At 42.9% G+C, this 23,609-nt stretch carries 42 protein-coding genes; 5 read left to right on the forward strand and 37 right to left on the reverse strand.

What is annotated here, in order from left to right; genetic code table 11:
• Positions 1-2 precede the first annotated feature (2 nt).
• From E5331_RS00410 to E5331_RS00460, 12 genes are all read right to left on the reverse strand, one after another.
• Positions 3-1,205: a hypothetical protein gene (locus E5331_RS00410; RefSeq protein ID WP_135985789.1), complete on the reverse strand. Its 1,203-nt coding sequence runs from the start codon at positions 1,203-1,205 to the stop codon at positions 3-5.
• A gap of 3 nt (positions 1,206-1,208) precedes the next feature.
• Positions 1,209-4,025 (reverse strand): hypothetical protein, encoded by a 2,817-nt coding sequence (locus tag E5331_RS00415; protein WP_135985787.1) that lies wholly within the window; start codon positions 4,023-4,025, stop codon positions 1,209-1,211.
• Between the two features lie 133 nt (positions 4,026-4,158).
• Positions 4,159-4,719 (reverse strand): class II glutamine amidotransferase, encoded by a 561-nt coding sequence (locus E5331_RS00420; RefSeq protein WP_123482470.1) that lies wholly within the window; start codon positions 4,717-4,719, stop codon positions 4,159-4,161.
• 92 nt (positions 4,720-4,811) lie between these two features.
• Complete coding sequence (locus E5331_RS00425) at positions 4,812-5,684, reverse strand: amidoligase family protein (protein ID WP_123482471.1); 873 nt, start codon at positions 5,682-5,684, stop codon at positions 4,812-4,814.
• Positions 5,685-6,142: 458 nt separating this feature from the next.
• Positions 6,143-6,424: a hypothetical protein gene (locus E5331_RS00430; RefSeq protein ID WP_123482472.1), complete on the reverse strand. Its 282-nt coding sequence runs from the start codon at positions 6,422-6,424 to the stop codon at positions 6,143-6,145.
• A 102-nt stretch (positions 6,425-6,526) separates the two neighbouring features.
• Positions 6,527-6,781: a hypothetical protein gene (locus E5331_RS00435; RefSeq protein WP_135985785.1), complete on the reverse strand. Its 255-nt coding sequence runs from the start codon at positions 6,779-6,781 to the stop codon at positions 6,527-6,529.
• A 26-nt stretch (positions 6,782-6,807) separates the two neighbouring features.
• Positions 6,808-7,155: a hypothetical protein gene (locus E5331_RS00440; protein ID WP_123482474.1), complete on the reverse strand. Its 348-nt coding sequence runs from the start codon at positions 7,153-7,155 to the stop codon at positions 6,808-6,810.
• Entirely contained in the window at positions 7,152-7,610 is a 459-nt protein-coding gene (locus tag E5331_RS00445; RefSeq protein WP_123482475.1) for a hypothetical protein, read from the reverse strand. The genes E5331_RS00440 and E5331_RS00445 overlap by 4 nt, the downstream gene beginning before the upstream one ends.
• A complete protein-coding gene (locus tag E5331_RS00450; RefSeq protein ID WP_123482476.1) occupies positions 7,607-8,020 on the reverse strand; it encodes a hypothetical protein in 414 nt (137 codons plus the stop codon). The genes E5331_RS00445 and E5331_RS00450 overlap by 4 nt, the downstream gene beginning before the upstream one ends.
• A gap of 12 nt (positions 8,021-8,032) precedes the next feature.
• Entirely contained in the window at positions 8,033-8,209 is a 177-nt protein-coding gene (locus E5331_RS20165; RefSeq protein WP_168355095.1) for a hypothetical protein, read from the reverse strand.
• Between the two features lie 2 nt (positions 8,210-8,211).
• On the reverse strand, positions 8,212-8,640 hold the full coding sequence (locus E5331_RS00455; protein ID WP_123482477.1) for a hypothetical protein: 429 nt from the start codon (positions 8,638-8,640) through the stop codon (positions 8,212-8,214).
• A gap of 78 nt (positions 8,641-8,718) precedes the next feature.
• Entirely contained in the window at positions 8,719-9,051 is a 333-nt protein-coding gene (locus tag E5331_RS00460) for an SH3 beta-barrel fold-containing protein (RefSeq protein WP_123482478.1), read from the reverse strand.
• A gap of 245 nt (positions 9,052-9,296) precedes the next feature.
• Between E5331_RS00460 and E5331_RS00465 the strand changes: the two genes are divergently transcribed.
• From E5331_RS00465 to E5331_RS00480, 4 genes are all read left to right on the forward strand, one after another.
• On the forward strand, positions 9,297-9,593 hold the full coding sequence (locus E5331_RS00465; protein WP_123482479.1) for a helix-turn-helix domain-containing protein: 297 nt from the start codon (positions 9,297-9,299) through the stop codon (positions 9,591-9,593).
• Positions 9,594-9,658: 65 nt separating this feature from the next.
• A complete protein-coding gene (locus tag E5331_RS00470; protein ID WP_168355096.1) occupies positions 9,659-10,027 on the forward strand; it encodes a GIY-YIG nuclease family protein in 369 nt (122 codons plus the stop codon).
• The gene (locus E5331_RS00475) at positions 10,024-10,773 is read left to right on the forward strand and encodes an ASCH domain-containing protein (protein ID WP_123482481.1); all 750 of its coding nucleotides are present in this window, start codon (positions 10,024-10,026) and stop codon (positions 10,771-10,773) included. Before E5331_RS00470 ends, E5331_RS00475 begins: the two co-directional genes overlap by 4 nt.
• A 1-nt stretch (position 10,774) precedes the next feature.
• Positions 10,775-11,035, forward strand: coding sequence for a hypothetical protein (locus E5331_RS00480; RefSeq protein WP_123482482.1), 261 nt, complete (start codon positions 10,775-10,777; stop codon positions 11,033-11,035).
• 124 nt (positions 11,036-11,159) lie between these two features.
• On the opposite strand, the gene E5331_RS00485 is transcribed toward E5331_RS00480, so the two are convergent.
• From E5331_RS00485 to E5331_RS00580, 20 genes are all read right to left on the reverse strand, one after another.
• A complete protein-coding gene (locus tag E5331_RS00485; protein WP_135985783.1) occupies positions 11,160-11,420 on the reverse strand; it encodes a VRR-NUC domain-containing protein in 261 nt (86 codons plus the stop codon).
• A gap of 16 nt (positions 11,421-11,436) precedes the next feature.
• The gene (locus tag E5331_RS00490; protein ID WP_135985781.1) at positions 11,437-12,684 is read right to left on the reverse strand and encodes an SNF2-related protein; all 1,248 of its coding nucleotides are present in this window, start codon (positions 12,682-12,684) and stop codon (positions 11,437-11,439) included.
• Between the two features lie 6 nt (positions 12,685-12,690).
• Positions 12,691-13,152 (reverse strand): hypothetical protein, encoded by a 462-nt coding sequence (locus tag E5331_RS00495; RefSeq protein WP_136013193.1) that lies wholly within the window; start codon positions 13,150-13,152, stop codon positions 12,691-12,693.
• 1 nt (position 13,153) lies between these two features.
• Complete coding sequence (locus E5331_RS00500) at positions 13,154-13,387, reverse strand: hypothetical protein (protein ID WP_135985777.1); 234 nt, start codon at positions 13,385-13,387, stop codon at positions 13,154-13,156.
• 3 nt (positions 13,388-13,390) lie between these two features.
• Complete coding sequence (locus E5331_RS20550; RefSeq protein WP_275441016.1) at positions 13,391-14,185, reverse strand: hypothetical protein; 795 nt, start codon at positions 14,183-14,185, stop codon at positions 13,391-13,393.
• A 12-nt stretch (positions 14,186-14,197) separates the two neighbouring features.
• The gene (locus tag E5331_RS00510) at positions 14,198-14,608 is read right to left on the reverse strand and encodes a hypothetical protein (protein ID WP_135985775.1); all 411 of its coding nucleotides are present in this window, start codon (positions 14,606-14,608) and stop codon (positions 14,198-14,200) included.
• Positions 14,605-14,925, reverse strand: coding sequence for a hypothetical protein (locus E5331_RS00515; protein WP_135985773.1), 321 nt, complete (start codon positions 14,923-14,925; stop codon positions 14,605-14,607). The genes E5331_RS00510 and E5331_RS00515 overlap by 4 nt, the downstream gene beginning before the upstream one ends.
• Positions 14,906-15,148: a hypothetical protein gene (locus E5331_RS00520; protein ID WP_135985771.1), complete on the reverse strand. Its 243-nt coding sequence runs from the start codon at positions 15,146-15,148 to the stop codon at positions 14,906-14,908. The genes E5331_RS00515 and E5331_RS00520 overlap by 20 nt, the downstream gene beginning before the upstream one ends.
• Entirely contained in the window at positions 15,105-15,365 is a 261-nt protein-coding gene (locus E5331_RS00525; RefSeq protein ID WP_135985769.1) for a hypothetical protein, read from the reverse strand. The genes E5331_RS00520 and E5331_RS00525 overlap by 44 nt, the downstream gene beginning before the upstream one ends.
• A gap of 207 nt (positions 15,366-15,572) precedes the next feature.
• Positions 15,573-16,184: a polyamine aminopropyltransferase gene (locus tag E5331_RS00530; RefSeq protein WP_135985767.1), complete on the reverse strand. Its 612-nt coding sequence runs from the start codon at positions 16,182-16,184 to the stop codon at positions 15,573-15,575.
• Between the two features lies 1 nt (position 16,185).
• Complete coding sequence (locus E5331_RS00535) at positions 16,186-16,368, reverse strand: hypothetical protein (protein WP_135985765.1); 183 nt, start codon at positions 16,366-16,368, stop codon at positions 16,186-16,188.
• A gap of 11 nt (positions 16,369-16,379) precedes the next feature.
• Positions 16,380-16,598 carry a hypothetical protein gene (locus tag E5331_RS00540; protein WP_136013194.1) on the reverse strand — a complete coding sequence of 73 codons (219 nt, stop codon included), beginning with the start codon at positions 16,596-16,598 and terminating at the stop codon, positions 16,380-16,382.
• Positions 16,595-17,002, reverse strand: a complete 408-nt coding sequence (locus tag E5331_RS00545) for a DUF551 domain-containing protein (protein ID WP_135985763.1) — start codon at positions 17,000-17,002, stop codon at positions 16,595-16,597. The genes E5331_RS00540 and E5331_RS00545 overlap by 4 nt, the downstream gene beginning before the upstream one ends.
• A gap of 2 nt (positions 17,003-17,004) precedes the next feature.
• On the reverse strand, positions 17,005-17,481 hold the full coding sequence (locus E5331_RS00550; RefSeq protein WP_135985761.1) for a hypothetical protein: 477 nt from the start codon (positions 17,479-17,481) through the stop codon (positions 17,005-17,007).
• On the reverse strand, positions 17,481-18,065 hold the full coding sequence (locus E5331_RS00555; protein WP_135985759.1) for a hypothetical protein: 585 nt from the start codon (positions 18,063-18,065) through the stop codon (positions 17,481-17,483). The genes E5331_RS00550 and E5331_RS00555 overlap by 1 nt, the downstream gene beginning before the upstream one ends.
• Position 18,066: 1 nt before the next feature.
• Positions 18,067-18,345: a hypothetical protein gene (locus E5331_RS00560; RefSeq protein WP_135985757.1), complete on the reverse strand. Its 279-nt coding sequence runs from the start codon at positions 18,343-18,345 to the stop codon at positions 18,067-18,069.
• Between the two features lie 6 nt (positions 18,346-18,351).
• Positions 18,352-18,609: a hypothetical protein gene (locus E5331_RS00565; RefSeq protein ID WP_135985755.1), complete on the reverse strand. Its 258-nt coding sequence runs from the start codon at positions 18,607-18,609 to the stop codon at positions 18,352-18,354.
• Between the two features lie 2 nt (positions 18,610-18,611).
• Positions 18,612-19,049: a hypothetical protein gene (locus tag E5331_RS00570; protein ID WP_135985753.1), complete on the reverse strand. Its 438-nt coding sequence runs from the start codon at positions 19,047-19,049 to the stop codon at positions 18,612-18,614.
• A complete protein-coding gene (locus tag E5331_RS00575) occupies positions 19,033-19,488 on the reverse strand; it encodes a hypothetical protein (RefSeq protein WP_135985751.1) in 456 nt (151 codons plus the stop codon). Before E5331_RS00575 ends, E5331_RS00570 begins: the two co-directional genes overlap by 17 nt.
• Before the next feature lie 173 nt (positions 19,489-19,661).
• Positions 19,662-19,904: a YopX family protein gene (locus E5331_RS00580; protein WP_135985749.1), complete on the reverse strand. Its 243-nt coding sequence runs from the start codon at positions 19,902-19,904 to the stop codon at positions 19,662-19,664.
• Positions 19,905-20,179: 275 nt separating this feature from the next.
• Here E5331_RS00580 and E5331_RS00585 point away from each other — a divergent pair, with 275 nt between their 5' ends.
• Complete coding sequence (locus E5331_RS00585) at positions 20,180-21,157, forward strand: IS110 family RNA-guided transposase (protein WP_123481028.1); 978 nt, start codon at positions 20,180-20,182, stop codon at positions 21,155-21,157.
• Positions 21,158-21,294: 137 nt separating this feature from the next.
• Here E5331_RS00585 and E5331_RS00590 read toward each other — a convergent pair whose 3' ends face one another.
• From E5331_RS00590 to E5331_RS00610, 5 genes are read right to left on the reverse strand one after another with little or no spacing between them, the layout of a single operon-like run.
• Positions 21,295-21,651 (reverse strand): YopX family protein, encoded by a 357-nt coding sequence (locus tag E5331_RS00590; protein ID WP_135985747.1) that lies wholly within the window; start codon positions 21,649-21,651, stop codon positions 21,295-21,297.
• 52 nt (positions 21,652-21,703) lie between these two features.
• A complete protein-coding gene (locus E5331_RS00595; RefSeq protein WP_135985746.1) occupies positions 21,704-22,510 on the reverse strand; it encodes an SPFH domain-containing protein in 807 nt (268 codons plus the stop codon).
• Complete coding sequence (locus E5331_RS00600) at positions 22,497-22,676, reverse strand: hypothetical protein (RefSeq protein ID WP_135985744.1); 180 nt, start codon at positions 22,674-22,676, stop codon at positions 22,497-22,499. The genes E5331_RS00595 and E5331_RS00600 overlap by 14 nt, the downstream gene beginning before the upstream one ends.
• A gap of 11 nt (positions 22,677-22,687) precedes the next feature.
• On the reverse strand, positions 22,688-22,966 hold the full coding sequence (locus E5331_RS00605) for a hypothetical protein (RefSeq protein ID WP_135985742.1): 279 nt from the start codon (positions 22,964-22,966) through the stop codon (positions 22,688-22,690).
• Positions 22,956-23,603, reverse strand: coding sequence for a hypothetical protein (locus tag E5331_RS00610; RefSeq protein ID WP_136013195.1), 648 nt, complete (start codon positions 23,601-23,603; stop codon positions 22,956-22,958). Before E5331_RS00610 ends, E5331_RS00605 begins: the two co-directional genes overlap by 11 nt.
• Positions 23,604-23,609: the final 6 nt, after the last annotated feature.

A 23,609-nucleotide genomic window follows, 5' to 3' on the forward strand; every position in this document is an offset into this window, starting at 1 on the left:
AGTCAATTAAAAATATAACGATTACCGTTTTTATCAGTCCACACCGTTGTTCCTTCTGTGGCGGTCTTATGAGCTGGCTTATACACGCATTCGCAATACACGTCACACCAATCGTCCGAATAAGTAGAGCCTATTCCGGTCTTTTCGAGTTGAAAGACAGTTTCGTCTCCTTCATTATGTTTTACGCCGGTCTTGGAGATTGTGTCAGTGAACCATACTATACGGAATATCATTCCGGGGCATTCAACGATATTGCCGTCACTGTCAACCATAGCCCTGTCATACCTTTCGGTATCAGACGGGTGTATGGCAGTGCCGTTGGTTGGGATGCATGAATAGTCTTGATAAATGCGGTTGAATCCCAATTCTACCATGGCAACCTCCTTATTCGCTACGAAAGCCTTGATAATATAGGATGCCTTTTCTATCAGTCGGACATCAAAAATTACCTTAGTCGTAGATATTGTGTGGATTTCATCAATCCCTGATGTAAGCAAGGTCAGGCTTGATTGATTCACCACGCGGTAAACACGAAGCGTGTATCCGGATGTCATTTTTGTTTTGCCGTTGAAAACGGTTACCGGGACTTCATGCAGGTAGGAGCATTTATCTTTAGCTGCATTCTGTGTGGACGAAGATGCGGCGATGAGACCATGCGCTACTTTGTACTCATATAGTCTGAGCCTATCCTTTAGTGGGTCGTATTGGATGATTGGGCTGTCACCAATTGATATTGAATACCCGTCATTCGCTTTCTCGGTAGTCGAAAGTGTTATCTTATCAGTTTTAATGGGGATATTCACGCCAAGACGGTTGTCTGCCAGATTTGCTTCAAAATGCAACTCAGCCGCATCTCGGGGGGATATATTTTTGCTAATTGATATTGCACCACGTGTATCTCCAACTTGGTCTATGCTATATTTGCCGGACCAATCAGCAAGAGTCGCAATATCCTTGCCATTGACAAACCAGTGCATGTCGGCAAGAAGAGCATTTGAATATGGATTAGGCCAACTCCCGTCTGTTGCATTGGCAACCACTTCGGGAAGTATGATTGTAGGAGAAAGTTCGCGGTCAGGCTCATACTCTCCGTTCCCTCCATTATAAATCTGAGTGACAGGAGAGGCGGGAGTTATGCACCGTATGGAATTTGCGACCGTCAGTGGGGCGAATTCTTTTCTTATTCTTTTCTTATTACTCTGCATAGTTTAGATCGTTAAATTTGCTGTGGCGGCTGGAGAATCTGAAATCTCGGCTACAAATGTAAATAGAGTGCTCAACACCAATGAATTGCTACCAAGGTCATTTTCAGTGGGAGTGAAGCATATTTCTAAAGTCCCGTTGAAGTTCTGCACCTTTGGTTTCAAGGCCCATGAAGCGTCTTCTATGGCGTCTCCTGTGTCACGTGTGACCGTCCATTTCACCACCTTGTCTGTTACGTCTTCCCACCCTCGGTATACCCGACAGGTTATCTTCTTCGTCTCTCCATAAGCAAGAAATGTGTCCCCCTCAGTATCTATCTCCATGCGCGGGAACAGAGCCTGCATCTGCTCTATCCGTCCGGTCATGTATATATTGTTGAGGTAGGCGGAATATCCGGCCATATCCATTCCGAAAGCCGACAGATTGCTCAAATCACCGAACTGCGCACCAATGTTGTTTGCCGTAAATTCCCAGTCGTTCACATCGCGGAGATAGCGTTCATACGTCCGGGTTGAATAGCGGGATGTCTGACGTTCTTTGTTAGTAAAATTGCCGTATCCCACGAAGTGCATAGCCTCGCAGGGATGAAATGTCATCTTCCATCGGTCTGAAACGGCACGAAGCATATAGCGGAACTTGCTATTGCGGCCCGTTTCAATGATGTCAGTGATTCTGAAATATGCGGTATAGAAGCCGGCGAAATGAAAGTTACCGATGGAGTCATCAGAGTCAGCGGTGGAATTGTTGGATGTGTCGTAACCATCGTGGAAAATACCCATACAGATGTCATCAATGGCTACCGTACCAATCTCGCCATCCTCAAGATGAAGAATGACAGTGCCGGTCATAAGCGGATTCCCATCTGCGTCAAGGTCAGGGATGCACTTTTCTACGATGCCTCCTCCGGGAGCGTTCCACTTGTTGCCAATCTGAATTTCTACGCGGTTGTAGCGAAGCTCCGGCACCTCAAGAAATCTACGCAAAGACAGGCTTTCAAGCCATCCATTGCCATATTCATCTATCATTCCACCGAAGCCCGTAAGACCATCGGCAAAACTATCACCGAACTGCACACCTTTCTCACCTGTCAGTTTTCCACCGACATTGAGGGGATATGGGGTGCGGTCTGGTTTCGTCTTGCTGAGAAATTCTTTCAAAGAACGCAAGGCTGAAAAGGCATTGCGGTTTGTAGGCGTGGTTGTGTCATTGGTAGTGATAAGGTAGATTGTGCTTCCACCACCACCGCTTCCACCTCCTACAAAGGTCTGACCTTTTAATGTCAGGGATTCAACGGTGTCCTCCAATGCGCCCAGACGTGATGTGGATTTCGTTTCACCGACTGTTATCACGGGGGAGTCATAAGGATAATCAAGCGGATATTCATAGCCGATGATACGGGATTGTCTGCTTCCATCGAAGAAATAAGCATCGCTGATAAGATTCACCCGGTCGCCAAGACCAAATGGGAAGTAATAGCCGGTGGGTGTTTGTCCCTGTTCTTTCATCCAATCCGACATCATCGTACAAGGATAGCTATTGGGGTCTATCTTTGTTTTGGCAATGTATTCGTTGGTCTTCTCAAGAAGTTCCTGCTCTGCGGTATCAATCAGACCCAAAGATGCTATCTTTGTGGCATCCCATCCATAAAGCACATACTTGTCACCGGCTTTCGGCATCAGCACAGTATCAGGGAGTTTTCTTCCGTAGTCTTCATTAGCCACAACCTCCCATAGCTGCGCATCCGGATTCCATGACCCATCAGGCAATTTTTCAGAAACGCCAAGAGGATTGAACATAACACCAAAATCCAATCCGTTCAAAGAACCGGACTGAAAGATTATATGCAGTTCCTCATTCTCAAGGATATAGTCTTTTGAAAACTTGATGCTGCTGTCCTTGAATCGGTAGAATGTTTCCGTGTTTGTTTCGCCATCATCGTTTGTGACAGTATCGGTGTATGTGCTTACGGAGTCAACATTCCCATTGGTTCTGGGATACACATCATCAAACACCACCACACGCTCCACCGCTGCCTCGGTCGGCATATTGGGATAAGCATCGACGTAGGGTGTTCCCGCCGGTAGCATCAGACGTTTCTGGACTATGCCGTTAACAACGATGCTTTCATCAGTAGGGCGATAATTGACAGGTATATTCCGAGTTGACCCAAAGGCATAGATTCTTGTGGCATACACATTCTTATTGCCGGATGGCGAGATGTTATCTACATTCACACCTTGCTCAAAGTCTATCGGAGTGCCTAATTCACATCTGCCAAAATAGATAACATGGTCTTCGACCCACCATTCACAATCCCACGCTTCCGCCATCATGTTTAGGGCGGTAATCATATCGGTGTTGTTATAGGTCAGAAGTTTTGCAGACTGCACAACGGTTTCATCTATCGAATAGATGAACTCCTGCTCGTTGAATAGGTATCCCAATGCTTTCAGATTGCGCACAAATACGCCTAAATGCACATCAAGGGTAGCGGTCAGACTCCATGAAGCCTCACGACCACCGGATTCAGGGGTATATTTGAAAATCTTATTTCGCCACTTGCAGTAATAGGCTTCAAGCTCTAATTCATAGTCATAGCCGCCTGTCGCTTTGTTGTAGGTTGGATTATACAACTCAACCAATTCAAATCTGCCGTTGCCGGGTACATCGCACCAATCGCCCAACTGAAAACAAATAGGCTTGCTAACGCTGAATTTCAGCAAAACATAGTCAGACCCCATCAACTCTTTGACCCTTTTTGAGCCTATGTTGATAGGTGTCTGAAATCGTATCTCGTTTGCGGTATCGTATATCGTTAGCATACTGCAAAGGACGCAAAACAAAAGCGAAGTAACTTGCTTGTTACCTCGCTTAGTCGCTACCTTTGAGAAGTAGTCGTAATTTCGCCCAATGTCAGGGCGAAGCATAGGCTAAAACCCCATGACTTGTATGTAATCAATAACCCAATGCCAACGAGTGACAACGGTAGTTCCGTTCCCAACCCACATAAGACATAAAGCGCAAATTTGAATAATAGCACCCATCATCCTGCTTGATGAAGTCGCCATACATTTTCAGTCTATCGCCCTGCAAAAAGGCGAATTTTGAGAAGCCGATGACTTTATTGACTGCCATATCCATCTGCCTTGAGCCATAGCCATATCTTTCAATAGCCGGGTAGATGATATTCTGAAAGGCTGTCTCGCTGTCGGTCATATCCCTTTCAGGTCTGATGTCAAGTATTCCGTTGTGGGCAAACCATACATTGCCCCGGTTGAATGGGTGGCAGTTCGCCCTCTTGATAGAGCCATGTGTCGCAAGGCGAAAATGTATGATGCAAGGCTCATCGTCAGACACTTGCTTTAGGTTCTTTTTAAGGCTCTTTATGCTCATGCCCTTATAAAAGGTTGATGGGGATATGAAACCGCAACCGTGGGGATTCGCATGAAAGGCTGCATTGATGATGTCGCTTGTTGGCATTTTAACGCCTGCCGGCTTTACTATGATGACGCACATGGTGTATTATCTATTTTTAGGTTTTACGTTGATTGTAGGGGATTTTAAGGGGTGTCAGGGGTATGTTTCAACCCCTGACCTTATATGGTGTCTTAAAGGCTTGCAAAGTGTTCTGCTCTTGCCTTAAAGAATGATTTCTCTTCATTGGTGAGAAATGGTATCTCGTCGATGCTTGCAACCGGGGCAGTCAGGCGGTTTTTCTTAGACCAAATGACGAGCTTGCCACAGAAGTTGACCCAGTTGATGATTTTCTCATAATTCGTTGTGCCTGAGTGCTGCCTAAATTCTATTGTCTTATGACGTGCATAGCTATGTGCATTGACCTTATGATAACGGCTTTCAAGCACTCCTCTTACTGCTTCAATAGATGTTGCTGATGTAAGACCATATTTGTGGTCTTGCAGTGTGGCGGCATAGTAGGCATTGTTTGCCCTGCGTGATTGTGCCATGAATGTATCAATGACTGCCTCAAGATACATATAGTTTACAAACACATTGCTATATTGCTTTGCAGTCAGTTTTGCGGCACCGATATGAACGTGAAGACCGCAAGTAGAGTTAACCTTTGCGTCTGCCATATTCAGGGTCTTGCAAGCGTTTTTAAGCATCTTTTTGCCGTCAGTACCTGCAAGCACCGGTGACACACATTCAATGGGGTCAGGCATACCACCAAGTGAGCCGTCAGTGGTAAATTTGAAATATGAATGACCATCGTTGTGATTGTAGCCCTCATATTCATAAGCCATGCCTGTGCGTTCTGCGGCTGTCCTGATTGCGCCACTATTGACGAAGCACTCCATCTCTACGCCAAAGGTGAAGCGGCCTGTTACTGCTCCCTCTACGTCAGCGAGAATGATGCTGATTTCATAGGGTGTGATGCCTAACTTAGCGAGGGCGGCTTTCTTTGAAGCCTTGCTTGTGTTCGCTACCTTGATTTCGTTTACCTGTTCATTTAAAGTCTTCATAACTTATGGGGTTTTAGATTGTGAATGAATTGTGTTATTGATTACGAGTGCAAAGTTAAACCAAATAATTTAATTGTGCAAATATTTTTGCAGAAAAATTCAACCAAATAGTTATATTTAACTTTTATTAACAAACTGAATGGTATAATTGCCCCTTACACCTTAATATAAAAGATAAAGCATATAGTATAATTTAGCCATAGACCATCAATCTTGACTCTTCTTATCCCTGCTGACCTTGATTATACCAGACAGTATAATCGTGATATTGGCATAGCGCGGAATGATAAATCTTGCATCAGGACATAAAAAAGTGCGACCCCGGATTCTTCCGAGGCCGCTTGTAATCAATAACACAATAAGTGTATGAAGGCTTATTGTGTGTCTGCTTTGGGCTTCCCAGCTTTGGCAGACAATACAAAATTAATAAAAAATTTCCATACTTCGATGGCTATGCGTCAAGATTCCGCTTTCTTGGTATCTTTTATTGTAGTCTGCAAAGTTGCCTGAGATACCAGTAGGTTCTGATGGGCATTACCCATCGCGGTTTCCGCACGGGATAGGGCTTCAATCGCCTCTTCAATTTCATTGGCGGCGAGTTCAAGTTCCGAGTTTTGTCTTGACAGCCACTTTGATGCTTTCATCGCTTTAAGCCTGATGCCTACAATCTGAGTGATGGATTCACGAATAGACTGCATCATCTCGCTTTCCTCATTGATAATTATTTCTGTTGTTTCCATATAGTTATGATTTAAAAAAGGGAATATCGGGGTAATGCGTCAACCGGCTGCTTAAAAATCGGCTGCATAGGCAGCCGGTCAACGCTTACAGATGCGTAGGATTCAGCCAAGTTTGGCTAACTTAATCATTTCCTTGAGTACGTCCGTCATGGCTGAGACCTTATCGTCAGCCTTACTCCACAAAGATTTGTAGATGTCGCGGTCATATTCCGTCTTCTTTAAGGTTTCTGCCAGACTCTTGTTTTCTTCTGTCAGTTTTGCGACTTCTTCTTTCAGGGCGGTCAGGGTATCAGCACCCTCCGCAGATGTGGGATTGCCGGTATTGACGGCATCCTGATTTTTGCTTTCTTCTGCCATTGTCATTTATATTTTGTGGTTTATATTTATCCTTTCATTGAGCCCTGTAAATCCAGATAGATGACATGGGTATAATGCTCATATAAAAGGCTCTCTATCATATCTTCTGCCGTTCTCTGATTCAGGGTGACGAAGATAAACATTCTATCCTTATTCCCTGCATCGTTGACAGTGATGTCGTTTTTGGAGAATTGGTCATAAGGGATAGTGCGAGATATTTCTTCCCATTTGCCATTATCTGCAAGTTCCTCAAGATAATCCTCAAGGTCTTTAAGGGATTTTTCAACACGCGCCTTATATTCCGCATCGGTTTCTACAAGTGTAGCAAAATGTGTGTCGCTGGTCTTTACCCATCTGAATATTATCGGTTTCATTTCTCGTTGTCTTTTGCCAGATTATTATAATCGCGCCTATGCACCTCCGGGTAATATACATTCTTGGGATTTCTTCCAAGAATGAGCGTGTTACCGTTATCTTCTATTGCTGGGGCTTTGGGTATATATGCCCAATGTGTAATAGCTCCTGCAAGATATTCATATTCCTCTGCTAAACCCCACGGCAACCGACCATCTTCTTCTTCCTCTTTGAAATATACCAGAATGTCATATACTTGCACCAGTTTCCCGCCATTATCCATAAGGTAGATGACAAGATACTGTCCTGACTTTGGCGGTGCTTCTACATAGATGTCATGCCACTGATTGCTATATAGCCATGCTACACCGGCATTAAAGGCGTTTGTCAACTGTTCCGTCCTTTGGGATATGAAATAATCCTTTGCCGCATAGTTGGCAGCGGCTTCTGCTGATGATATTGGTTTCTTGCTCATTGGTCGGTCTTTGGTCGATGAAACATAGAGCGCAGTTGGTCTTCTAATTTGGGATAGACGCGCAGGATTTCATTGAAGTATTCATCTGAAATGAATAGGGTTTTACCAAGCAAGATTTTATCAAAATCCTCTTTCCACTTGTCAGGCACTGAAAATACATAAGTGCCATAAGTGTTGTCAAACTTATCATCGTAGGTCTTGACAAAATTGGGATGCTTCTCCAATTCTTCTTCTCCATATCCACAATGCCGGTTTCCACCTCCAACGCGGGTATAGACTTCAATATGCTTTTCGTCTTTACTTACGAAGCAATCACGAAAACGGGGATATTCGTCCGGATGCTTACCAAGCATCGGCAAGATGAAGAATGTGGCGGGATTAACGCCATTAATCATGTTGTAAAGGCTCATATCTTTATATCTTTAGTTTATTTCAGTTTCCTTATAATCGAATTGATAATTGGATGTCGGCATAAGTTTTGCCGAGAATCGTATCAGTTTTGTCAGGATAAGATTCAATCTTTCAGCCTGAGATGTTGGCACCCAGAAGAAACATTCCTCTTCGCCATTCCGATATATGGTGTATTTTAAGACTTTCATTGTTACTTGATTTTTTCATTAACTATCTTGGCGATTTTGTTGCAGATACTATGCTTAACATCTTCACCATCAGGTGTGCGGATTTCTATGTCATACACTTCTCCGGCTTTGCTATCCATATCATCAAAAGATGGGTAACACACCGGGTCGGTCCAGTATTCCGTCCATGCACGATAACGCCACGACAGCGAATACTTATAGCTGACCTCGTATTCATCCAATGGCTCATCCAATTCTAACCAGTCATCATCATCGCAACTTCCTTTAGTCCAAGATTCGCCATACTCCGCAGATGGGTCATCATCCGGTGAGATGTTTTCAATCCTTTTCTCCATCACTTTGATAAGTTCATCAGTGATAGCCTTGATAACATCATCAGGGATTTCAGCACGTTCAACGTCTTGCAATATGTCCTGCTCTGCTTTTGTCATCGCGTGATTTTTTTGTATTGTGTTATTGATTACATTGTGTGCCGGGTGAGCCGTAGGTGACGCACCCGGCTAAGAGAATCATGCGTTTGCAATGCGCACAAGATTGGCTTTCTTGAAGCAACGCCACTCCTGCTTTTCAGTATCGTAGTAGGTCTGCAAGGTGTCGTTAGCCTTACGACCTGTGCCCTGTGTAGCCGGTAAGAGGCTTTCTTTAAGTGTGCCGTAAGCCTCGCGTAAAGAGCCATCTACCTTTTGAAAGTAGAACTTTACGATTTTGCCCTGCATCGCGCTTTTCAGCTTGAAGTTGCGCCATGCGACTTTAAGTGCCTCGCCCATAGTGAAGCCGTTGCGCTTCACAAACGCCCATGCCATCGACATGATTTCTTTCAGGTTATTTCTTGTTGTCTTCATACTCCTTATTATTACAGGGTGAATAACTGTCTTTCTTAATCACGATGCAAAGTTATAAGTTTTATCTTATACTACCAAATATTTTATTAGTTTTATCTAATCATTTAACAACTATTAACAAATAGGGGTAATTTTAAGGTATAAATTAACATTTAAGCAAAATTATTCGTTATATCTAATATTTTATTTTGTAGTTTGAATATTTTTTACTAATTTTGCACCATCTAAACATACAGTTAAAACTTATGGCAAATAATTTTATAAGAATCGTAATGAAGGAGCGAGGATGGACTGTTGAACGTCTTGCCTCGCAAATGACCGGAAGGAATGGTCAGAAAGGCATTACTCAAAGCGCAGCATCCCAAATCATAAATGGGAATCCAACATTGGCTACGCTTCAAGAGATTGCGGATATAATAGGTGTGCCGGTAGGTGTTCTTGTCTGCCAAGAATATACCAACACTTTTACCTGCCCAAACTGCGGAACTACATACAGGTTAAATCCTACCGTGGTGGCAAATGATGATTCACCAAAATCATAGATAGGTCAATGGATTGTTCATCGTTAAAGAAATTGATAGAGTGTAAGGACGGAAACATCACTGTCATGTATAAATCGCCCAGATGCTTGCGTGATAGGTTCTACTTGGTTTATATGATTGTGTTTGGTGATGGCTCTTACTATATAGGTAAAAGTAATGTGGGTTATCAACGGATGCAATTTCATTGCAAAACAAAACTTGGGAAAGTGAAAGATAACTATCTCCCTAAGTTGGCATCAGCTTTTAAGAAGAATGATGATTTTTCTATATATTCACTTTCAGAAATCAATTCTAAGGATGAGCCAGATGAAAATGACTTTTTGGCAGTATTTCAACCGCCATTGAATACAAATCTATGTCAACAAAGTAAGCCTTACGGAAATGGAAGGATAAAAGCAGTCCAAATTTTCAATAAAATAAACAACAAACAATGAAAGCATTTTCAATTCAGCAGCCGTGGGGGTCTTTGATATGTGCCGGTATCAAGGATGTGGAAAACCGCAAATGGGCATTGAAGGCAACCCCTCTGACTGTTCTTATTCACGTTGGGGCGAAACGCCATAAAATAGACGAAGACACCATGCCTTTGATATGGGCTAATCCCATAGAAGATGCGCAGACGATGGGGATTATAGGTAAAATCAATGATATGCCGACATCTGCAATAATAGGTGTGGCGACCATAGACCGGTGCGAAGAAGAAAACTTTTCTATATGGGCGCAGGATGGCCCCGGCGCGGAATACAAATGGGTCATGCGCGATGTAAAACTATTCAAAGAACCGATTCTGAATGTTAAGGGTAAGCTCGGCATATTTGAGATACCTGAAATCACACCTGACAATCTGCCTGAATGTGTGAATGTGCAGCCTATTCAGCGCGATGGCAAGCATCTGACCATACCTGTTGCCCGTGAGCTTTTCAATCTTATTCAGGATGGAGAAAGCGATACCCTGAATTTCAATCTAAGCGACCTCAACCAGCCGTTGTTTGCAACCAAGACCCTAAATCCCAAACCTACGGAATCAGTGACCCTCGTCTGCGGTGATGAAAGCATCGACGCGAATGTAACACATTACGCCATTGAACCGGTGCTTGATAAGAAAGGTGAAGTAATCACTTACACCGATGCTTTTGACCGCGATTATAAGTGGTATCGTGTGGTAATAAGGATTGAATGATATGAAGAAATCAGAAATGCGAAAAGCCTTTGATAAGGCTATCAGGAAATTGAATGAAGCCGATTGCGCTGTTCAGGAATTTGCTTCATATTTAGTATTTAAGGGCTATCCTTTGGATAGAGAACCTCAAGTCTCAGCCGTGGATGAAACTTGTATTATCATTACAAAAGAAGAAGGATTTGGCGGAATGGATGAAATGTCGGCAGAAGAAGCGATGGTTTTGATGGAAACAAAAGGTTGTATCACGCCAGATGACTTCTGATAAACAAGTACCATAACCAAAATAAAAGATATTGCCCGGTGGAATAACCATCGGGCTTATTATATGCCGGAATGGGCCACCACCTCACGATGCCGGCCATCCCTAAAATGAAAAAAGTATATGTCTATTCCGTCAGTACAAAAGCGTCAAATCCCGCATCCCTCAGTTCTTTCAGTCGATACTCCTGCAATGGTCGCGGTTGTTGCCCCGGTCGTTTGACTTCTACGAATGATGCTTTGCCATCCTTGAGGAGCATAAGGTCAGGAAATCCTCCCTTATTACATAGACTAATCTTGACAACTATATAGCCATCTGCTTCATATCGCTTGATGATATTGCGCTGGATGACGCTTTCTAATGGGTCTGTCTTCTTTTTTTGAAACATATAGGATGATTTTATATCAGATTGGGAGTCTTCCGCGAAGTTTTGATTTATAGTAGGCAAAGGTATAATCCTGCTTGCCATGAACTGCATCAAGAATATCCTGCTCTATGCCGCAGTCGGAACAGATGAAGTATATCTGTGCAGGGGTAGTACGTTCTTTGGATGACAGGCGATTTCTGCCCTGTTCATAAGATAGGTAGGAATACTCAAGATTGTAGAAAATAAGCGCATCGGTAGTATCAAGACGAACACCCTCCCTCGCGCTTCGCACTTGACCAAGAAAAACCATATCATTGCCTTTATGCTGCTGAAAGTCTTCCGGCACGTCAGTCCATATAGGAAATGCCTTTTTCAATAGGTCTAACTCCGTCTTATAGACATAGAAGATTGCGATTTTCTTGCCGACGAAGTAATCACGGATGTATTTTGCCTTTGAATAGTCGGTGATTATATGCGTTCCGCACTCGTCAATCACGCTGCCGGATGATAACTGGTGCAGCTTAGACATCAGCTTTGCTGGGGTATCGCCCAAGATATTGACATCATCCCACGAAAGGATTTTCTTTTTCTTGAGATGGGTCAATGCGTTTTCAGTCCATTTAGACATTGGTACTGTCAATGTGTATTCCTCTATCTTAGCATCAAATCCCGCCTCTTCCTGAGAAAAGTCGATAAACAGTTTCTTAGTCACTGCATCAATCTTATCCTTACGGGCTTTTGAGTAGTCGTTAAGGACGTGACCTCCCACCTTTTTCAATCCCGGTTCCACATATACTTTCGCCCATTTATAGAAAGTAGTGAATAGATTGAATGGTGAGAAAGAACTTACCCAAAACTGATGATACAACTGCGAGAATGATTCTGGGGTTGGTGTACCTGAAAGGTAGATAATCGGCAATCCCTTGCATAGCATCTTGACTAATTTTGTGCGCTGGCTGGGTTTGGGAAAAGAGCCGAGCCGGTGCGCTTCATCAAGGATAACAAGGTCATAGTGGTTTCCGATGCACTTCTGAGCCGATTCATAGTTGATGGCATCCATTGTAAAAGTAGGACGCATCAGGTTATAATCGGCATAGATACTTCGTAGGGCTCTAACAGTTGATAAGACAAGTACGGATTTTGCGCCATACTTCAAGGCAGCCGCCAATGCCGTCAGGGTCTTGCCTGTACGACATTCCATAGCCATATAGCATATCTTATACTGCTCAAGCAACTGCGCTGCCTGTGTCGATATTTGGTCTTGATAATCGCGTAGTTCTAACATAGTCTTTTATCTGAGTTTTGGATTGGAGCGGATTCGCTTCCATTGATTCTGCCTTTTGAAGCCGGGAATAGGCTTATGGTGGCTTCTATACTTTGCTGAATAAGCATCATAGGTCTTTGGCTTTACTATATCCACGACACATTCAGGACGATAAGTATTGACAAGGGAATATATTCTACCTCCATATTGCTGCACAGGAAATAATTGCGAGTAGAATATTCGGATTCCATCTAAACCATATAGGGTTATAAGATTCTCTGCTATCTTTCTGAATTTTTCATTTTTATCCAGAATATAGACAATATGAGTTGCCGTGACACCAAAATCGTAACCTAATGCCTTATCAAAGGCCTCTCCGATTTCAACAATGGTGTTTATGATTGATTCCGCAGACTCTGTGACACACTTGCTGAAATCAGTAATCGCCCGGATGAAATCTTCACCAAATAACTGTCTTATCCTTTCCATATTATAGCTCTTTTAACGCTTTTTCAGACCTTTCTATGGCTCGCTTCACTGCTTCCACAAACTCTTCACGAAGAATTTCAGGCATCCTGATACCATCTTTATCCCATCTCTTAGAATCTGGGGTAACCAAGCTCCACCAATGATTATCTTCTTTCTCTAAGGTTGATTGAATCTCGTCCAATGCTTCAAGGTCACTAAGAATACTTCTTGCTTCTTCTGCTTTATCTTTTTCCATAGGTCAATCATCTATTATGCTGGTTTCAAGAATCAGACCGCCATTTTCAATGTGCTGACGGGTGAATGGGGATAGTTTAAGGTACTGACTATATGTTGGGCGAATCCATTTCAGCACCTCTGTTTCCGGACGGACTTTTTTATATGTGGCAACGTGCTTCATCGTACCACCACACTCCCGGCATTTGATAACAAAGGGGGTCACGCCCTTTACCGCGTAGGTCGTAACGATTTGATGACTGCAATCATCGCATACATACAGGTCATAAGTTCCTCTACCATCATACACTTTCATCTTTTCAGAATCAGCGCATAATTTGATATAATCTTCTTCTGAAAGTGCCGGGATTTCCGTTTCTTCAATTTCAACCGGAGCGAAGATAGCCACTGCCTTATCAATGGCATCCGACACTGCTTCTTCAAAGGAATCAAAGACTGGATAACCATCGCGCTCCGGGATACAATTATAGTATGCGCCATTTTCATCAGTCCATTCATTTAGGTCGCAAAGGTCGTATGACCAACGCTTACGCTCTACGGAGTTCATTTGGATATGGATGCCGGGTGTTTCTCTAAGCCATTGAACTGCTTCATCAAGTGTGAAGCGCGGACATACGCTTACCTCAATGTTCTGGGCCGCTATTCCTTTGGCAATCCCAAGATGGGATTCAACTGCGGTCAGCTTATTGTTAGGACAATCATAGTAGATGGCATCGTTATCTTCCATCTGTTCTATTTCCCATAAGCCTGTTTCTGCAATAGCAGTGGCTTGAGCATAAGTAATGTATTGCTTTTCCATATTTTTATTTAGTTATTTATTAGTATGATGATGGTCAGGTATGACCTTGTAAAATGGGCATCCTCCTGTTCTTGGGGTTGGCATAGGATAGTATTCTGATTCAGCAAGACCCTTGCGCATCTCTTGGGATAGATTGATATTGTTAAATAGTTTCCGCGTACACTTCGGATATGTGCATTTGTTAGGTGAGAACAACTTTATTGAATAATGCTCCGTTCCGAAATATGAATCCACATAATCGACAAATTCAATACGCTCTTTATTTTCATCATCGTAATCTGGAGCGTAATGCACACAAGAATAGCAGAGCGGTCTTATTTCCACATTTTCCGGACATCTCTCATCTTCATGCTTCTGGCAAGCATGACGCTTGAGATATACCTTTCCACAGTGCTGACAACGATATGCTGTAATTTCTTTCATTGCTTTTCTTCTGATTTGGGTAGGTCTTTGGTAGGGAAGTTAACTTCCTTACCAAAATCATTCATTACAAGGTCTATTATCCGATGCGCCCCATATTGGTTGATGTATCCAACTTCGGCAGCTTGTTTCAGAACTTCCTTGAGCCGGGATACAACGATAACCGGCTCTTCAATCGGTATCAGTTCTATATCCGATTGCTGATAGAAATGGTTCATATCAAGAGTGGAGAAGAATATATCTGACGTACCTTTCCACGCCTTAACCTCAACAATTTCACCAGTAGCTATGACCTTAGCCTTAATTGCTCCTTGTGACATGATAACTGTTTTCAATTTTATCCGCGATGATTCTCATTCCAGCCGCCAGTTTTGTCACATGGGAAAACATAAGGTCAACATACACGTATGCCGGAGCTTCTTTCGGCATAACGCCATCGATGCTATGGTCACTGATGTAGCCGTTGCCATCCTTATTGGCGGTCAGATAGACCCATTCCTTAGCACGTAGGATTCTCCATATCGCCTTTAGTTTTGCTTTCATTCTGCTTTTCAAATTCGTTAATAGCCTTGATTACTTCTTTCAATCTGTCTATCAGAACTTTTATGATAGTTCCGTCTAATGTATCTTTTGTAGTATTGTAGTATCCATAATAGAAATTCACCTTATTATTCTTTATATCTTTGGTCGTGACCGCGATATAATTATCGGAGGTTAGAATCTTCCATATAGATGCCAATCTTGATTTAAGATTTTTCATATCAGTCTACTTTATGAAGATTGATTACTACTGGAGTCAGGTCGCTGCTTGCATTTAATTTTGGTATGCAGACAACTACTGAATCATTAACTTGCACGATTCTCCATTTGTCGGATTCTCCAATAATCCTATTGCATTGTTCCGTATAAGATTCGCTTGTGGCGTTATAGGAGTCCGTACAACCGCAAATTAGTGTCGCTCTCAGTATCAGAATAATCCTCCTAATGGTGCGCATTGTAATTCAGATTTTGCGTTTTCTTTATATAGTCTTCTTGACTGTTTCCTAAGCCATGAATCCGACCAATCTACAAACCGCCCATATCTTCGATGCAGACGCTTCATTTCAGGATATTCCTCGCCACTGATGTTATCCCAAATGTCAAACCACGCGCAATCATATCGCTCGCTCGGCACATATTCAAAGATGTCAGCGTTGACGATTTCCACACGTGGGTCAGCGGTATATGCAGAAGCAACCAACTTTATCACATCCGGCGATTTTTCAACAACTGTTACCTTTGTTACCGATTTCTTGTCAAGCAAGCATTTCAGAACCATTCCTAACCCTAATCCTCCAACAAGCACTTTTCCGTATGCTTTACGAATGAAAGGCTTGTGGTCATAAATTTCAGCCGGGGTATTGCTCATTATCACTTTCCCATCACGAAACAGACCCCAATATTCACCGGGATAGATAAACCGATTTCTTCCGTTGAAGATTTCACTTAGATTGTGCATCTTAGCACCTTGAGGCGTTACCGTGAAGCGTTTTAGAATCCACGCTCCTGATTCGCCTGATGTCAGATTCAGTTCTACCATTTTACTTCTTTCCGTATGTTTTAAGATGTGCCGCCGCAGTTTTGGCATCATTAACCAACTGCTCTGCATAGGCACTAAGATGTGATGTACCGAGGCTTATATTCCAATATGACCTATCAAGACGCTCTATTTCACTAATGGTCTGTTTAAGCCTTTCAATAGAGTTTTTTATCTGCTGATTCATGCTTTTTGAATTTAGATTGCACCTTCCTCGTGTTGCATCTGAGTCTTTATTTCATCTAAATGCCGAGTGACCGCTTCAATAAATTTATACATCACTTCGTATGTGGCAACATTGATACAATCTTTGTGAGTTACTACATATTTCCCCTTGCTATGCAGTGTAGTTAATATGAAATCGTGTCCTCGCATCAACGCCCAGATAGCTGATAGACGGATAAAAATAGTTTTCATTGTTGCGTAATATTAAGTTCCGGGATAGGCATCCAGTGGGTGATACGATACCCCAAATGACTGTTTATTCTTTCTTCTAACTCAAAGCCATAATCTTCAAAGAACATAAACTCCTTGACGTGATTCACAAATCTGCCACTTCTTGCAGAACGATAGTATTCTCTAATGAGAATGAGTTGACCATCTTTCGGCATTTCATCTTCCGGCTTGCGCCATTGTGAATTTAGAGCCTCCTTTGCACCATCCATAAACAATCCAACACCATACATATCGATACAAGCTGATGCTGTGGCGTAGTGCTGAATATCCTTATGCTTTTCGTATGCGCGTTTAAGGTCATCAATGACTTTTTCACGGGCGATGCGAGCCTTATGTTCCAATTTGTTTACGAGTGATTGCTCCATGACTATTTATATGGTTTTATCATTTCATCAAATTTCTTTTCTGAAACATGATTCCGACATTTAGTATTAACTTTACGAATCGCGTCAAAAATAGGCGTGATGTCATTGATATGGGTTGTTTCAGGGATATTTAACTTGCGGACTTTCTGCACCCTTTTCCACATCTTAGGTAAAAGTGCAATGAAATCTTTGTCAAATTCCACAGGCGAGCCAAAGTTGAAACTATGAGCAAAATCCTTAACCCATACCTCACCTTCATAATTGCCTTTTAGATATAGACTCGCTTCATATCTTTCAAAAAGTTCCTTCAAGTCTTCAAAGAAGCAATCAATATCCTTGCGCTTGTTGTATTCTTCCTCTTTCCAATCAAGCCCTAAACATTTGATTACATGGTCAGCCGTTTCTTTTGAAATCTTGCCTAACGCAACATCGACCGCCAACGCTGAACGAATTTCTTTGATGGTGATTTTTGCTTCCATTACACGTTGGTTTTGGTGAATTGGGATTCAACCTTTGCGTTATCCGCCACGAAATCGTAGCACTTCTTATCGGTCTTTCCATACGATTCATAGAAACACGCCACCGAAGTCCAATTTATTGCGATTGAATGGATACCCGGTATTTCACGGATAACTTTATAGATGGCTTCGATAAGGCATTTGAACGCTTCTTCTACACCTTTTTTATTCATAGCGCACGCAACTTCCAACCATGCCGATTCTATCTTTGGATAATCCGAAGCAAGAAAGTAACCCCTATCCATCATTGATGCCATAGTCAGACGTTCCGCATGGGTTGCATTTGGAGATAATTGCAAATCCCAAACTTCTTGTATAGGATGTTCACCTGTACCCTTAGCCCAAGATAATGATGCCGTACTTCTTGAATAATAGCGGTCAGATTTAATCCCATACGGAGCCGGGAGAGAGGGTAGATACTTTTCTTCCATCCACCACATAAAACCCATAAAGATAGCCATAGAACCACCACAAGAAATATCACTATCACGCCACTTGCGAGGTGACTTGTCAGATTCCAAAGTGTAATAGATTTCTATTGCCATATTACTTTTTTATTTGCTCAAGGTGATTGATGAAACCATCTATTTCATTCCGCATAGCACGGAGTTTATCGACGAAACTATCCAAAGAATCAGTATGAGCCTTATGCAGTCGTATTTTCTGATGACAGTCTGCGACCTCCAAGAAAACACATCTATCCGGGCCATCCGAATAATCTACCATTCCATCATAGCAAACGATACTGCCGGTAGATGGAGAATCAGGGGGATTCAGCCATTTTTCAGACTTGTAGAATGTGTTTCTTTGATAATCTCTTTCCATTTTGACTTATTTATTTAGAAGTTCAAGCATTGCTCCGATTCGCTGGTCTGCGCGAAAATCCCCAACGCTTTTATCCTCATATTTGCGGATGATGTGAGCAATAGGATTCAGAAGTTGATGTTTATAAAGCGCAAAACCATTGGCAAACATAGACATTGCCTGATTATCAAGGGTTGATTCATTCCTCTTGAGAATATCTACTGCCATCTTATAGTCACCCTGATTCAGAGCTTGCACCATTATCGCCTTTTCAGTCCATTCCATAGTCAATCTTCATCTTCATTATCAAAAATATCATCAAGATTATTATTGAAGTTCTGAATGAAGCCATTTTCATCAATATCCATTATGACGTAATCACCATAGCCATTTTCTTTAGGACAGAGAAAATCTGGTACATAACCCTCATATTCCTCTACGATTCCCAGTCGGTCATCTAAGATGTGGATATAGTTTTCGTCCACTGATTTATAGTGGATGCTCGCTTTAGTTCCCTGCGGCCAGTTGCATATCTGCCCAGTATCAAGATTGACTATGATGTGCCATGCCTTTTCACCGAGGTGTTCCTGAATAAGTGGCATTTGGGGATTATCATCGTCATCTTCCACGCCATTGATTTCAGACGTACTCCAATGTCTTGGATGAATCCAACATTCAGCCCCTGCAAGGTCTATTTCTTCTTCTACTTTAATTTTCTTTTTCATTGTCAGAATCTATTATTGTGTTTAATGAATAATCGTTTACCTTGAGCCACTCAATCAAGCGCACAGCAGCTTCTATGGGGTCACAAGGATAGGTAAGACCCTTGATTGAGCGTATTCCGGTTGAATTGAAATAACCAAAGCCCCATCCCTTATTATCGTATGGTGCGAAGTCCAGATAATAGATAGTCTTGCCTTGTGTGATTGTTTCCGGCATCAATGCAAGAAGCACTGACAAACCCCAAGCAGGGATGACATCCGTTTCTCCATAGATGGTTTTGGCGGTGTCATACTTCATCACCAAGAGATGTTCCTTATCTTCATAAGAATCGGAGATGGGGTCATATATTCTGCGCCATACCATATCAGCGGTATTCGTATCTAACCCACACTGCATAAGCCTATGTGACTGGTCTATATTTGTGGATGTTGAGAATTTCATATCCGGGAGTTGTTGATTAAAGAGATAAGATGCTTATATGTTGAATCGTAGATATTACCCACGATAGTTATTTCACGTTTGAAGTCATTCCACCAATCAAATGATGGATGTTGCCACGGATAGATGTAATCTTTTCCAAAATCATCTATATTGGCTATGCAGAAAGCAGTCTGTTAGGGGATATACTTGACTACTTTGGGATATTTGCCGTTGACGGTGAAAACATCACCATCATAAATTTCTTTTCCGTTGCTATCAAGCAAGCCGATAAACTGTCCTACGGTGTCAGGATGAACTTCTTCGCTCGGAGTCGCTACTTCATAGATATTGTTGATGTAATCCTTATCTGCGAGATAGCCAAAAATCCATTCGCCATCTTCGGTACGCTGACCTCTGAACTTTATAATTCTTTCCATTTTCCGTTTTCAAATTCAGGCTGAAATACATCGCCCAATACTGTTATGTCGTCGTACATTTGTACGGTTAAATGTTTTTGAATAATTTCAACTTCAAATTTCAGGATATTCAAGCATGGAATAAGGCAGATGTCATGTTGGTTGACTCCATTAAGAACGATAGGTCCCCATGCTTTTACATCTAAAGACTGGATAGTTCGTTGGGGCGGTGAAACCGACCCCGTGTTTGCGACGAGAGTGCAAAAGATGTAGTTCCTGACAAAAGATTTGATAATATGACATACATAGGCATCGACATCAGCAAAGCGACTTTTGTAGCAGCCTTCCTTCACGGGAAAAGCTACCGTACCGAGACCTTCCCAAATGATGCTAAAGGCATCCGCAGGTTCATCTCGAAGCTTGACCCTGCCATCCACCACTGCGTGATGGAGGCGACAGGCAACTACTGTTTCCTCCTTCTTTATCTTCTTGACAAGTCGGGCATCCGGGCAAGCCTCATCAATCCGAAGAAGATTAAGAACTATGCCCGCGTGATGATGTCCGTAACCAAGACGGATTCCAAAGACGCTTGTCTCATTGCCGATTTCGGGGAGAGGTTCAAGCCTGAACCCTATAAGTTCCCATCAGAACAGATAATGATTCTGAAGCAGAAGAAAACAGTCCTGCGTCAACTCCAGAAGCAACTGACAGCGACAAAGAATCTACTCTCATCGCTTGAACCTCTGCCGGTTAAGGACAAGAAGTGTGTCAATTCTCTTAAACAGACCATAACGTTCCTTGAGAAGCAGATCAAGTACATGCAGCAGGAAATGGAGGCGGTCGTGACCGAGGTGTTTGACAGGCAGCTGAAACTCCTTACCTCAATAAAGGGTATCGGGGTCACACTTGCCACAGCGCTGATTATAGCCACCGGAGGCTTTACCTACTTCGACAATGCCAAGCAGTTGTCCCGCTTTATCGGTATCTGTCCAACAATAGAGCAGTCCGGCACGAGCATAAACATCCGGGGACATATCAACCGTAACGGTGATGAGACTCTGCGTTCAATGCTTTATGTGGCGGCATGGTCAGCAAGTCAGCACAACAAGGCGTGCAAGGAATGCTACCAACGATTACGAGGCAATGGAAAATCCGGCAAGGTTGCCATGATTGCCGTAGCAAACAAACTCGTCAGACAGGCTTTTGCTGTTGTGACATCCAATAATTCATATATCGACGGTTTCGTCTCTACGAAACCTGATACCACCGTCTGAACACTTCCTCTCTCCTTCTGGCGAGGGGATGCCCCAGCGGCGGGGGCGGCCTAAACCGCCCCCAAGAGCGGACGGAGGCATGACTATTCTCAAATAATCTAAGGTGGATGTAATTTTTGCCTCATTTTATTTGGATTTTAATATAGTTCGTTCTTATATGATTTCCACATTTCACCAAGAGTAGCGTATGTGTCATTTAAGGTCGGTTCTTTGCCATCTGCGTTGATGCAGAAGCACGTTAGATAAGGATGCCACATTATCACGCCGGTAAGACCTCCGACACGCACCACATCGTTCTCAAATATCCTTTTTCCTTTGCAGTCGTACAAGCCGGTGAATTGTGATACCGTCATGGCTCTCACATCTTCAAAGTCACCTGCCATACTATCTAAGATACCTATGCGAGTGCAGATTTCATCATCATAGATGATGCCGGAGTTAGTCAGCCATTCGTCAGTTTCCTGACTTTTTCCACGATATAGTATTGGTATCATAAATTAAGATTTAGGATGGCGAGCGACCACGTTAGCACCCGCCACCCGGTTTTTACTTTGTTACCTTAATAAAGTCAGGCGCGATGCCGTAAAGCGGAGTCTTTCCATCCCACTTTTCAATGAATTGCTGTTGCAGGATTTCTTTAGTAAGACCACGTGATTTTATTAGCATCTGTTCAGTCTGGAGTTGCTCAAGTTCGTTACGTTTACGCTGTTCCGCAATCTTTTGGTCAAGCACAGTGATATTAGTGTTGACTTCGTTACGACTATCAATCTTGTCGCGCACCTTTGCAGAAAATTCAAGTTGTGCAGAAAATGTAAGCAACCTAAGTCCACGCCGCTCAAATTCCTTTTCCACAACTTCCTCAAGTCTTTTCTCGAAGATAAGGGAGCCGCCATCTGCCATAAGGCTATCTGTTTTATGTTTGCGGCTTTCCTCTTTGATAAGGTCATAAATCCGGGGTTCAAGGATGTTGTCTTCAAGTGACTGCATAAATCCGTCTTTCCCGGCTTCAGTTTCCGCTTTGTCGATGTGTTTGTTGTCGAATACAACATCAATGGCGCGGTCTTTTATGACCTTGTATGAATAGGTAGGTCGGGCGTTAAATTCCGTATTGTCGGCCGCCTTGAGCGTTACCGGCTCTGAAAACTCGCCTCGCTGGTCGAAGAGCGGCACCTGAAACAGTTCCGTTCCCATTTCCCAAGTGGATACCTTGCCGGATACCACCTTGAAGTCTGCTTTGCCCTCCTTGCCGTAGTTTTCCATAAGGACACCGGCATAGTTGGGGGCGACTCGTTCACATGATGCGAACACAAGAACGGCTATGATAGCCGTAAGAAAGAATCTAATCTTTTTCATTTTCTTCTGTGTTGTTTGATGGTTTGAATATGAAGTAGAGCGCAAGGATGACACCAATCACCATAAGGGCGATTCCAATCCAAGCGTCAACGTGGTTAAAGATACGATTGCCGATAAACAGCAGTGCGATGACCGCCAAGATTTTCAGAACTGATGATGCTTTCATAAGCTGATGATTTAATCATAATCTGAATTAGGGATATAGAAGCAATCACAATTCGCGTCATGGGCGATTCCTACGCCTATATCACCGTCATTATATAGCAGATAGGTATGACCCTCATAATTGAACTTTGTTATGTGGGAGGCACATTCCTTATCGTGAAGTTCCTGCCATTCTGCGTGTGTAGCCGGTTTGCAGGAGATAGCCAATCCAATCATGGCTACGATGAATAGCAAAGCAACCAAGAAGATTGCCTTTGCTATCCTTTGCATTGTGATAAGTCTATTCAGCATTGTTGTCAATGTCTTTGGGTTTGAAGCAATAGTCAGCCCAAATCTCAATGAACTGGCAACCGAAGTATTTTGCCAATTCTTCCGATTTGACGGCAAGGCGAGAGCCGTAATTCGCGGACGCATTCGAGAAAGCGTTCCACGAGTTCGCGAAGCCGAGACCGCAAGACGAGCCGAAATTCGCATAGCCGCCCCAAAGCAGCAGGCTGATTTCTTTCTTCCTTTCTTCGGTCATTTCGTCGATTTCTTCCTGTGTGTAGAGATAGAACCACGGATACCAACGATATTCGTTTTCGGTAAATTCCGGCTTCCATCCCTCATTCAGGGCCGCAGCGATGATGCGAAGTTTCAGATAGGCGGCAACATCCGCTATTTCCTTTGCGTCAACGGCTGCCATAACATCATGCTCAAAAGCATTGTAGGCTATGACGCAGGGATGATTCTCACCGAGGATGTTGCAAGCGTCTTCAAACGTCTTGACCCTTTCGGTGATGGGTCGGTTGTCGATAACTTCTTCCGTGTCATCAACGAGTTTCAGGGTATCGCCAACCCATACTGCCTTTTTACCTTTGGGGATTGGTGGCAGGGCGAAGCCAGTGGGTGATGCCGGTTTCAATTCTTTCAAATCTTCTTCTTTCATTTGGTT

It is taken from the genome of Lepagella muris (assembly GCF_004793975.1).
GTDB classification, from domain to species: Bacteria; Bacteroidota; Bacteroidia; order Bacteroidales; family Muribaculaceae; genus Lepagella; species Lepagella muris.

Coding starts and splice junctions, on each gene's coding strand:
- E5331_RS00410 (WP_135985789.1), bottom strand. CDS start 1,205: ATGCAGAGTAATAAGAAAAGAATAAGAAAAGAATTCGCCCCACTGACG.
- E5331_RS00415 (WP_135985787.1), bottom strand. CDS start 4,025: ATGCTAACGATATACGATACCGCAAACGAGATACGATTTCAGACACCT.
- E5331_RS00420 (WP_123482470.1), bottom strand. CDS start 4,719: ATGTGCGTCATCATAGTAAAGCCGGCAGGCGTTAAAATGCCAACAAGC.
- E5331_RS00425 (WP_123482471.1), bottom strand. CDS start 5,684: ATGAAGACTTTAAATGAACAGGTAAACGAAATCAAGGTAGCGAACACA.
- E5331_RS00430 (WP_123482472.1), bottom strand. CDS start 6,424: ATGGAAACAACAGAAATAATTATCAATGAGGAAAGCGAGATGATGCAG.
- E5331_RS00435 (WP_135985785.1), bottom strand. CDS start 6,781: ATGGCAGAAGAAAGCAAAAATCAGGATGCCGTCAATACCGGCAATCCC.
- E5331_RS00440 (WP_123482474.1), bottom strand. CDS start 7,155: ATGAAACCGATAATATTCAGATGGGTAAAGACCAGCGACACACATTTT.
- E5331_RS00445 (WP_123482475.1), bottom strand. CDS start 7,610: ATGAGCAAGAAACCAATATCATCAGCAGAAGCCGCTGCCAACTATGCG.
- E5331_RS00450 (WP_123482476.1), bottom strand. CDS start 8,020: ATGAGCCTTTACAACATGATTAATGGCGTTAATCCCGCCACATTCTTC.
- E5331_RS20165 (WP_168355095.1), bottom strand. CDS start 8,209: ATGAAAGTCTTAAAATACACCATATATCGGAATGGCGAAGAGGAATGT.
- E5331_RS00455 (WP_123482477.1), bottom strand. CDS start 8,640: ATGACAAAAGCAGAGCAGGACATATTGCAAGACGTTGAACGTGCTGAA.
- E5331_RS00460 (WP_123482478.1), bottom strand. CDS start 9,051: ATGAAGACAACAAGAAATAACCTGAAAGAAATCATGTCGATGGCATGG.
- E5331_RS00465 (WP_123482479.1), top strand. CDS start 9,297: ATGGCAAATAATTTTATAAGAATCGTAATGAAGGAGCGAGGATGGACT.
- E5331_RS00470 (WP_168355096.1), top strand. CDS start 9,659: ATGTATAAATCGCCCAGATGCTTGCGTGATAGGTTCTACTTGGTTTAT.
- E5331_RS00475 (WP_123482481.1), top strand. CDS start 10,024: ATGAAAGCATTTTCAATTCAGCAGCCGTGGGGGTCTTTGATATGTGCC.
- E5331_RS00480 (WP_123482482.1), top strand. CDS start 10,775: ATGAAGAAATCAGAAATGCGAAAAGCCTTTGATAAGGCTATCAGGAAA.
- E5331_RS00485 (WP_135985783.1), bottom strand. CDS start 11,420: ATGTTTCAAAAAAAGAAGACAGACCCATTAGAAAGCGTCATCCAGCGC.
- E5331_RS00490 (WP_135985781.1), bottom strand. CDS start 12,684: ATGTTAGAACTACGCGATTATCAAGACCAAATATCGACACAGGCAGCG.
- E5331_RS00495 (WP_136013193.1), bottom strand. CDS start 13,152: ATGGAAAGGATAAGACAGTTATTTGGTGAAGATTTCATCCGGGCGATT.
- E5331_RS00500 (WP_135985777.1), bottom strand. CDS start 13,387: ATGGAAAAAGATAAAGCAGAAGAAGCAAGAAGTATTCTTAGTGACCTT.
- E5331_RS20550 (WP_275441016.1), bottom strand. CDS start 14,185: ATGGAAAAGCAATACATTACTTATGCTCAAGCCACTGCTATTGCAGAA.
- E5331_RS00510 (WP_135985775.1), bottom strand. CDS start 14,608: ATGAAAGAAATTACAGCATATCGTTGTCAGCACTGTGGAAAGGTATAT.
- E5331_RS00515 (WP_135985773.1), bottom strand. CDS start 14,925: ATGTCACAAGGAGCAATTAAGGCTAAGGTCATAGCTACTGGTGAAATT.
- E5331_RS00520 (WP_135985771.1), bottom strand. CDS start 15,148: ATGAAAGCAAAACTAAAGGCGATATGGAGAATCCTACGTGCTAAGGAA.
- E5331_RS00525 (WP_135985769.1), bottom strand. CDS start 15,365: ATGAAAAATCTTAAATCAAGATTGGCATCTATATGGAAGATTCTAACC.
- E5331_RS00530 (WP_135985767.1), bottom strand. CDS start 16,184: ATGGTAGAACTGAATCTGACATCAGGCGAATCAGGAGCGTGGATTCTA.
- E5331_RS00535 (WP_135985765.1), bottom strand. CDS start 16,368: ATGAATCAGCAGATAAAAAACTCTATTGAAAGGCTTAAACAGACCATT.
- E5331_RS00540 (WP_136013194.1), bottom strand. CDS start 16,598: ATGAAAACTATTTTTATCCGTCTATCAGCTATCTGGGCGTTGATGCGA.
- E5331_RS00545 (WP_135985763.1), bottom strand. CDS start 17,002: ATGGAGCAATCACTCGTAAACAAATTGGAACATAAGGCTCGCATCGCC.
- E5331_RS00550 (WP_135985761.1), bottom strand. CDS start 17,481: ATGGAAGCAAAAATCACCATCAAAGAAATTCGTTCAGCGTTGGCGGTC.
- E5331_RS00555 (WP_135985759.1), bottom strand. CDS start 18,065: ATGGCAATAGAAATCTATTACACTTTGGAATCTGACAAGTCACCTCGC.
- E5331_RS00560 (WP_135985757.1), bottom strand. CDS start 18,345: ATGGAAAGAGATTATCAAAGAAACACATTCTACAAGTCTGAAAAATGG.
- E5331_RS00565 (WP_135985755.1), bottom strand. CDS start 18,609: ATGGAATGGACTGAAAAGGCGATAATGGTGCAAGCTCTGAATCAGGGT.
- E5331_RS00570 (WP_135985753.1), bottom strand. CDS start 19,049: ATGAAAAAGAAAATTAAAGTAGAAGAAGAAATAGACCTTGCAGGGGCT.
- E5331_RS00575 (WP_135985751.1), bottom strand. CDS start 19,488: ATGAAATTCTCAACATCCACAAATATAGACCAGTCACATAGGCTTATG.
- E5331_RS00580 (WP_135985749.1), bottom strand. CDS start 19,904: ATGGAAAGAATTATAAAGTTCAGAGGTCAGCGTACCGAAGATGGCGAA.
- E5331_RS00585 (WP_123481028.1), top strand. CDS start 20,180: ATGACATACATAGGCATCGACATCAGCAAAGCGACTTTTGTAGCAGCC.
- E5331_RS00590 (WP_135985747.1), bottom strand. CDS start 21,651: ATGATACCAATACTATATCGTGGAAAAAGTCAGGAAACTGACGAATGG.
- E5331_RS00595 (WP_135985746.1), bottom strand. CDS start 22,510: ATGAAAAAGATTAGATTCTTTCTTACGGCTATCATAGCCGTTCTTGTG.
- E5331_RS00600 (WP_135985744.1), bottom strand. CDS start 22,676: ATGAAAGCATCATCAGTTCTGAAAATCTTGGCGGTCATCGCACTGCTG.
- E5331_RS00605 (WP_135985742.1), bottom strand. CDS start 22,966: ATGCTGAATAGACTTATCACAATGCAAAGGATAGCAAAGGCAATCTTC.
- E5331_RS00610 (WP_136013195.1), bottom strand. CDS start 23,603: ATGAAAGAAGAAGATTTGAAAGAATTGAAACCGGCATCACCCACTGGC.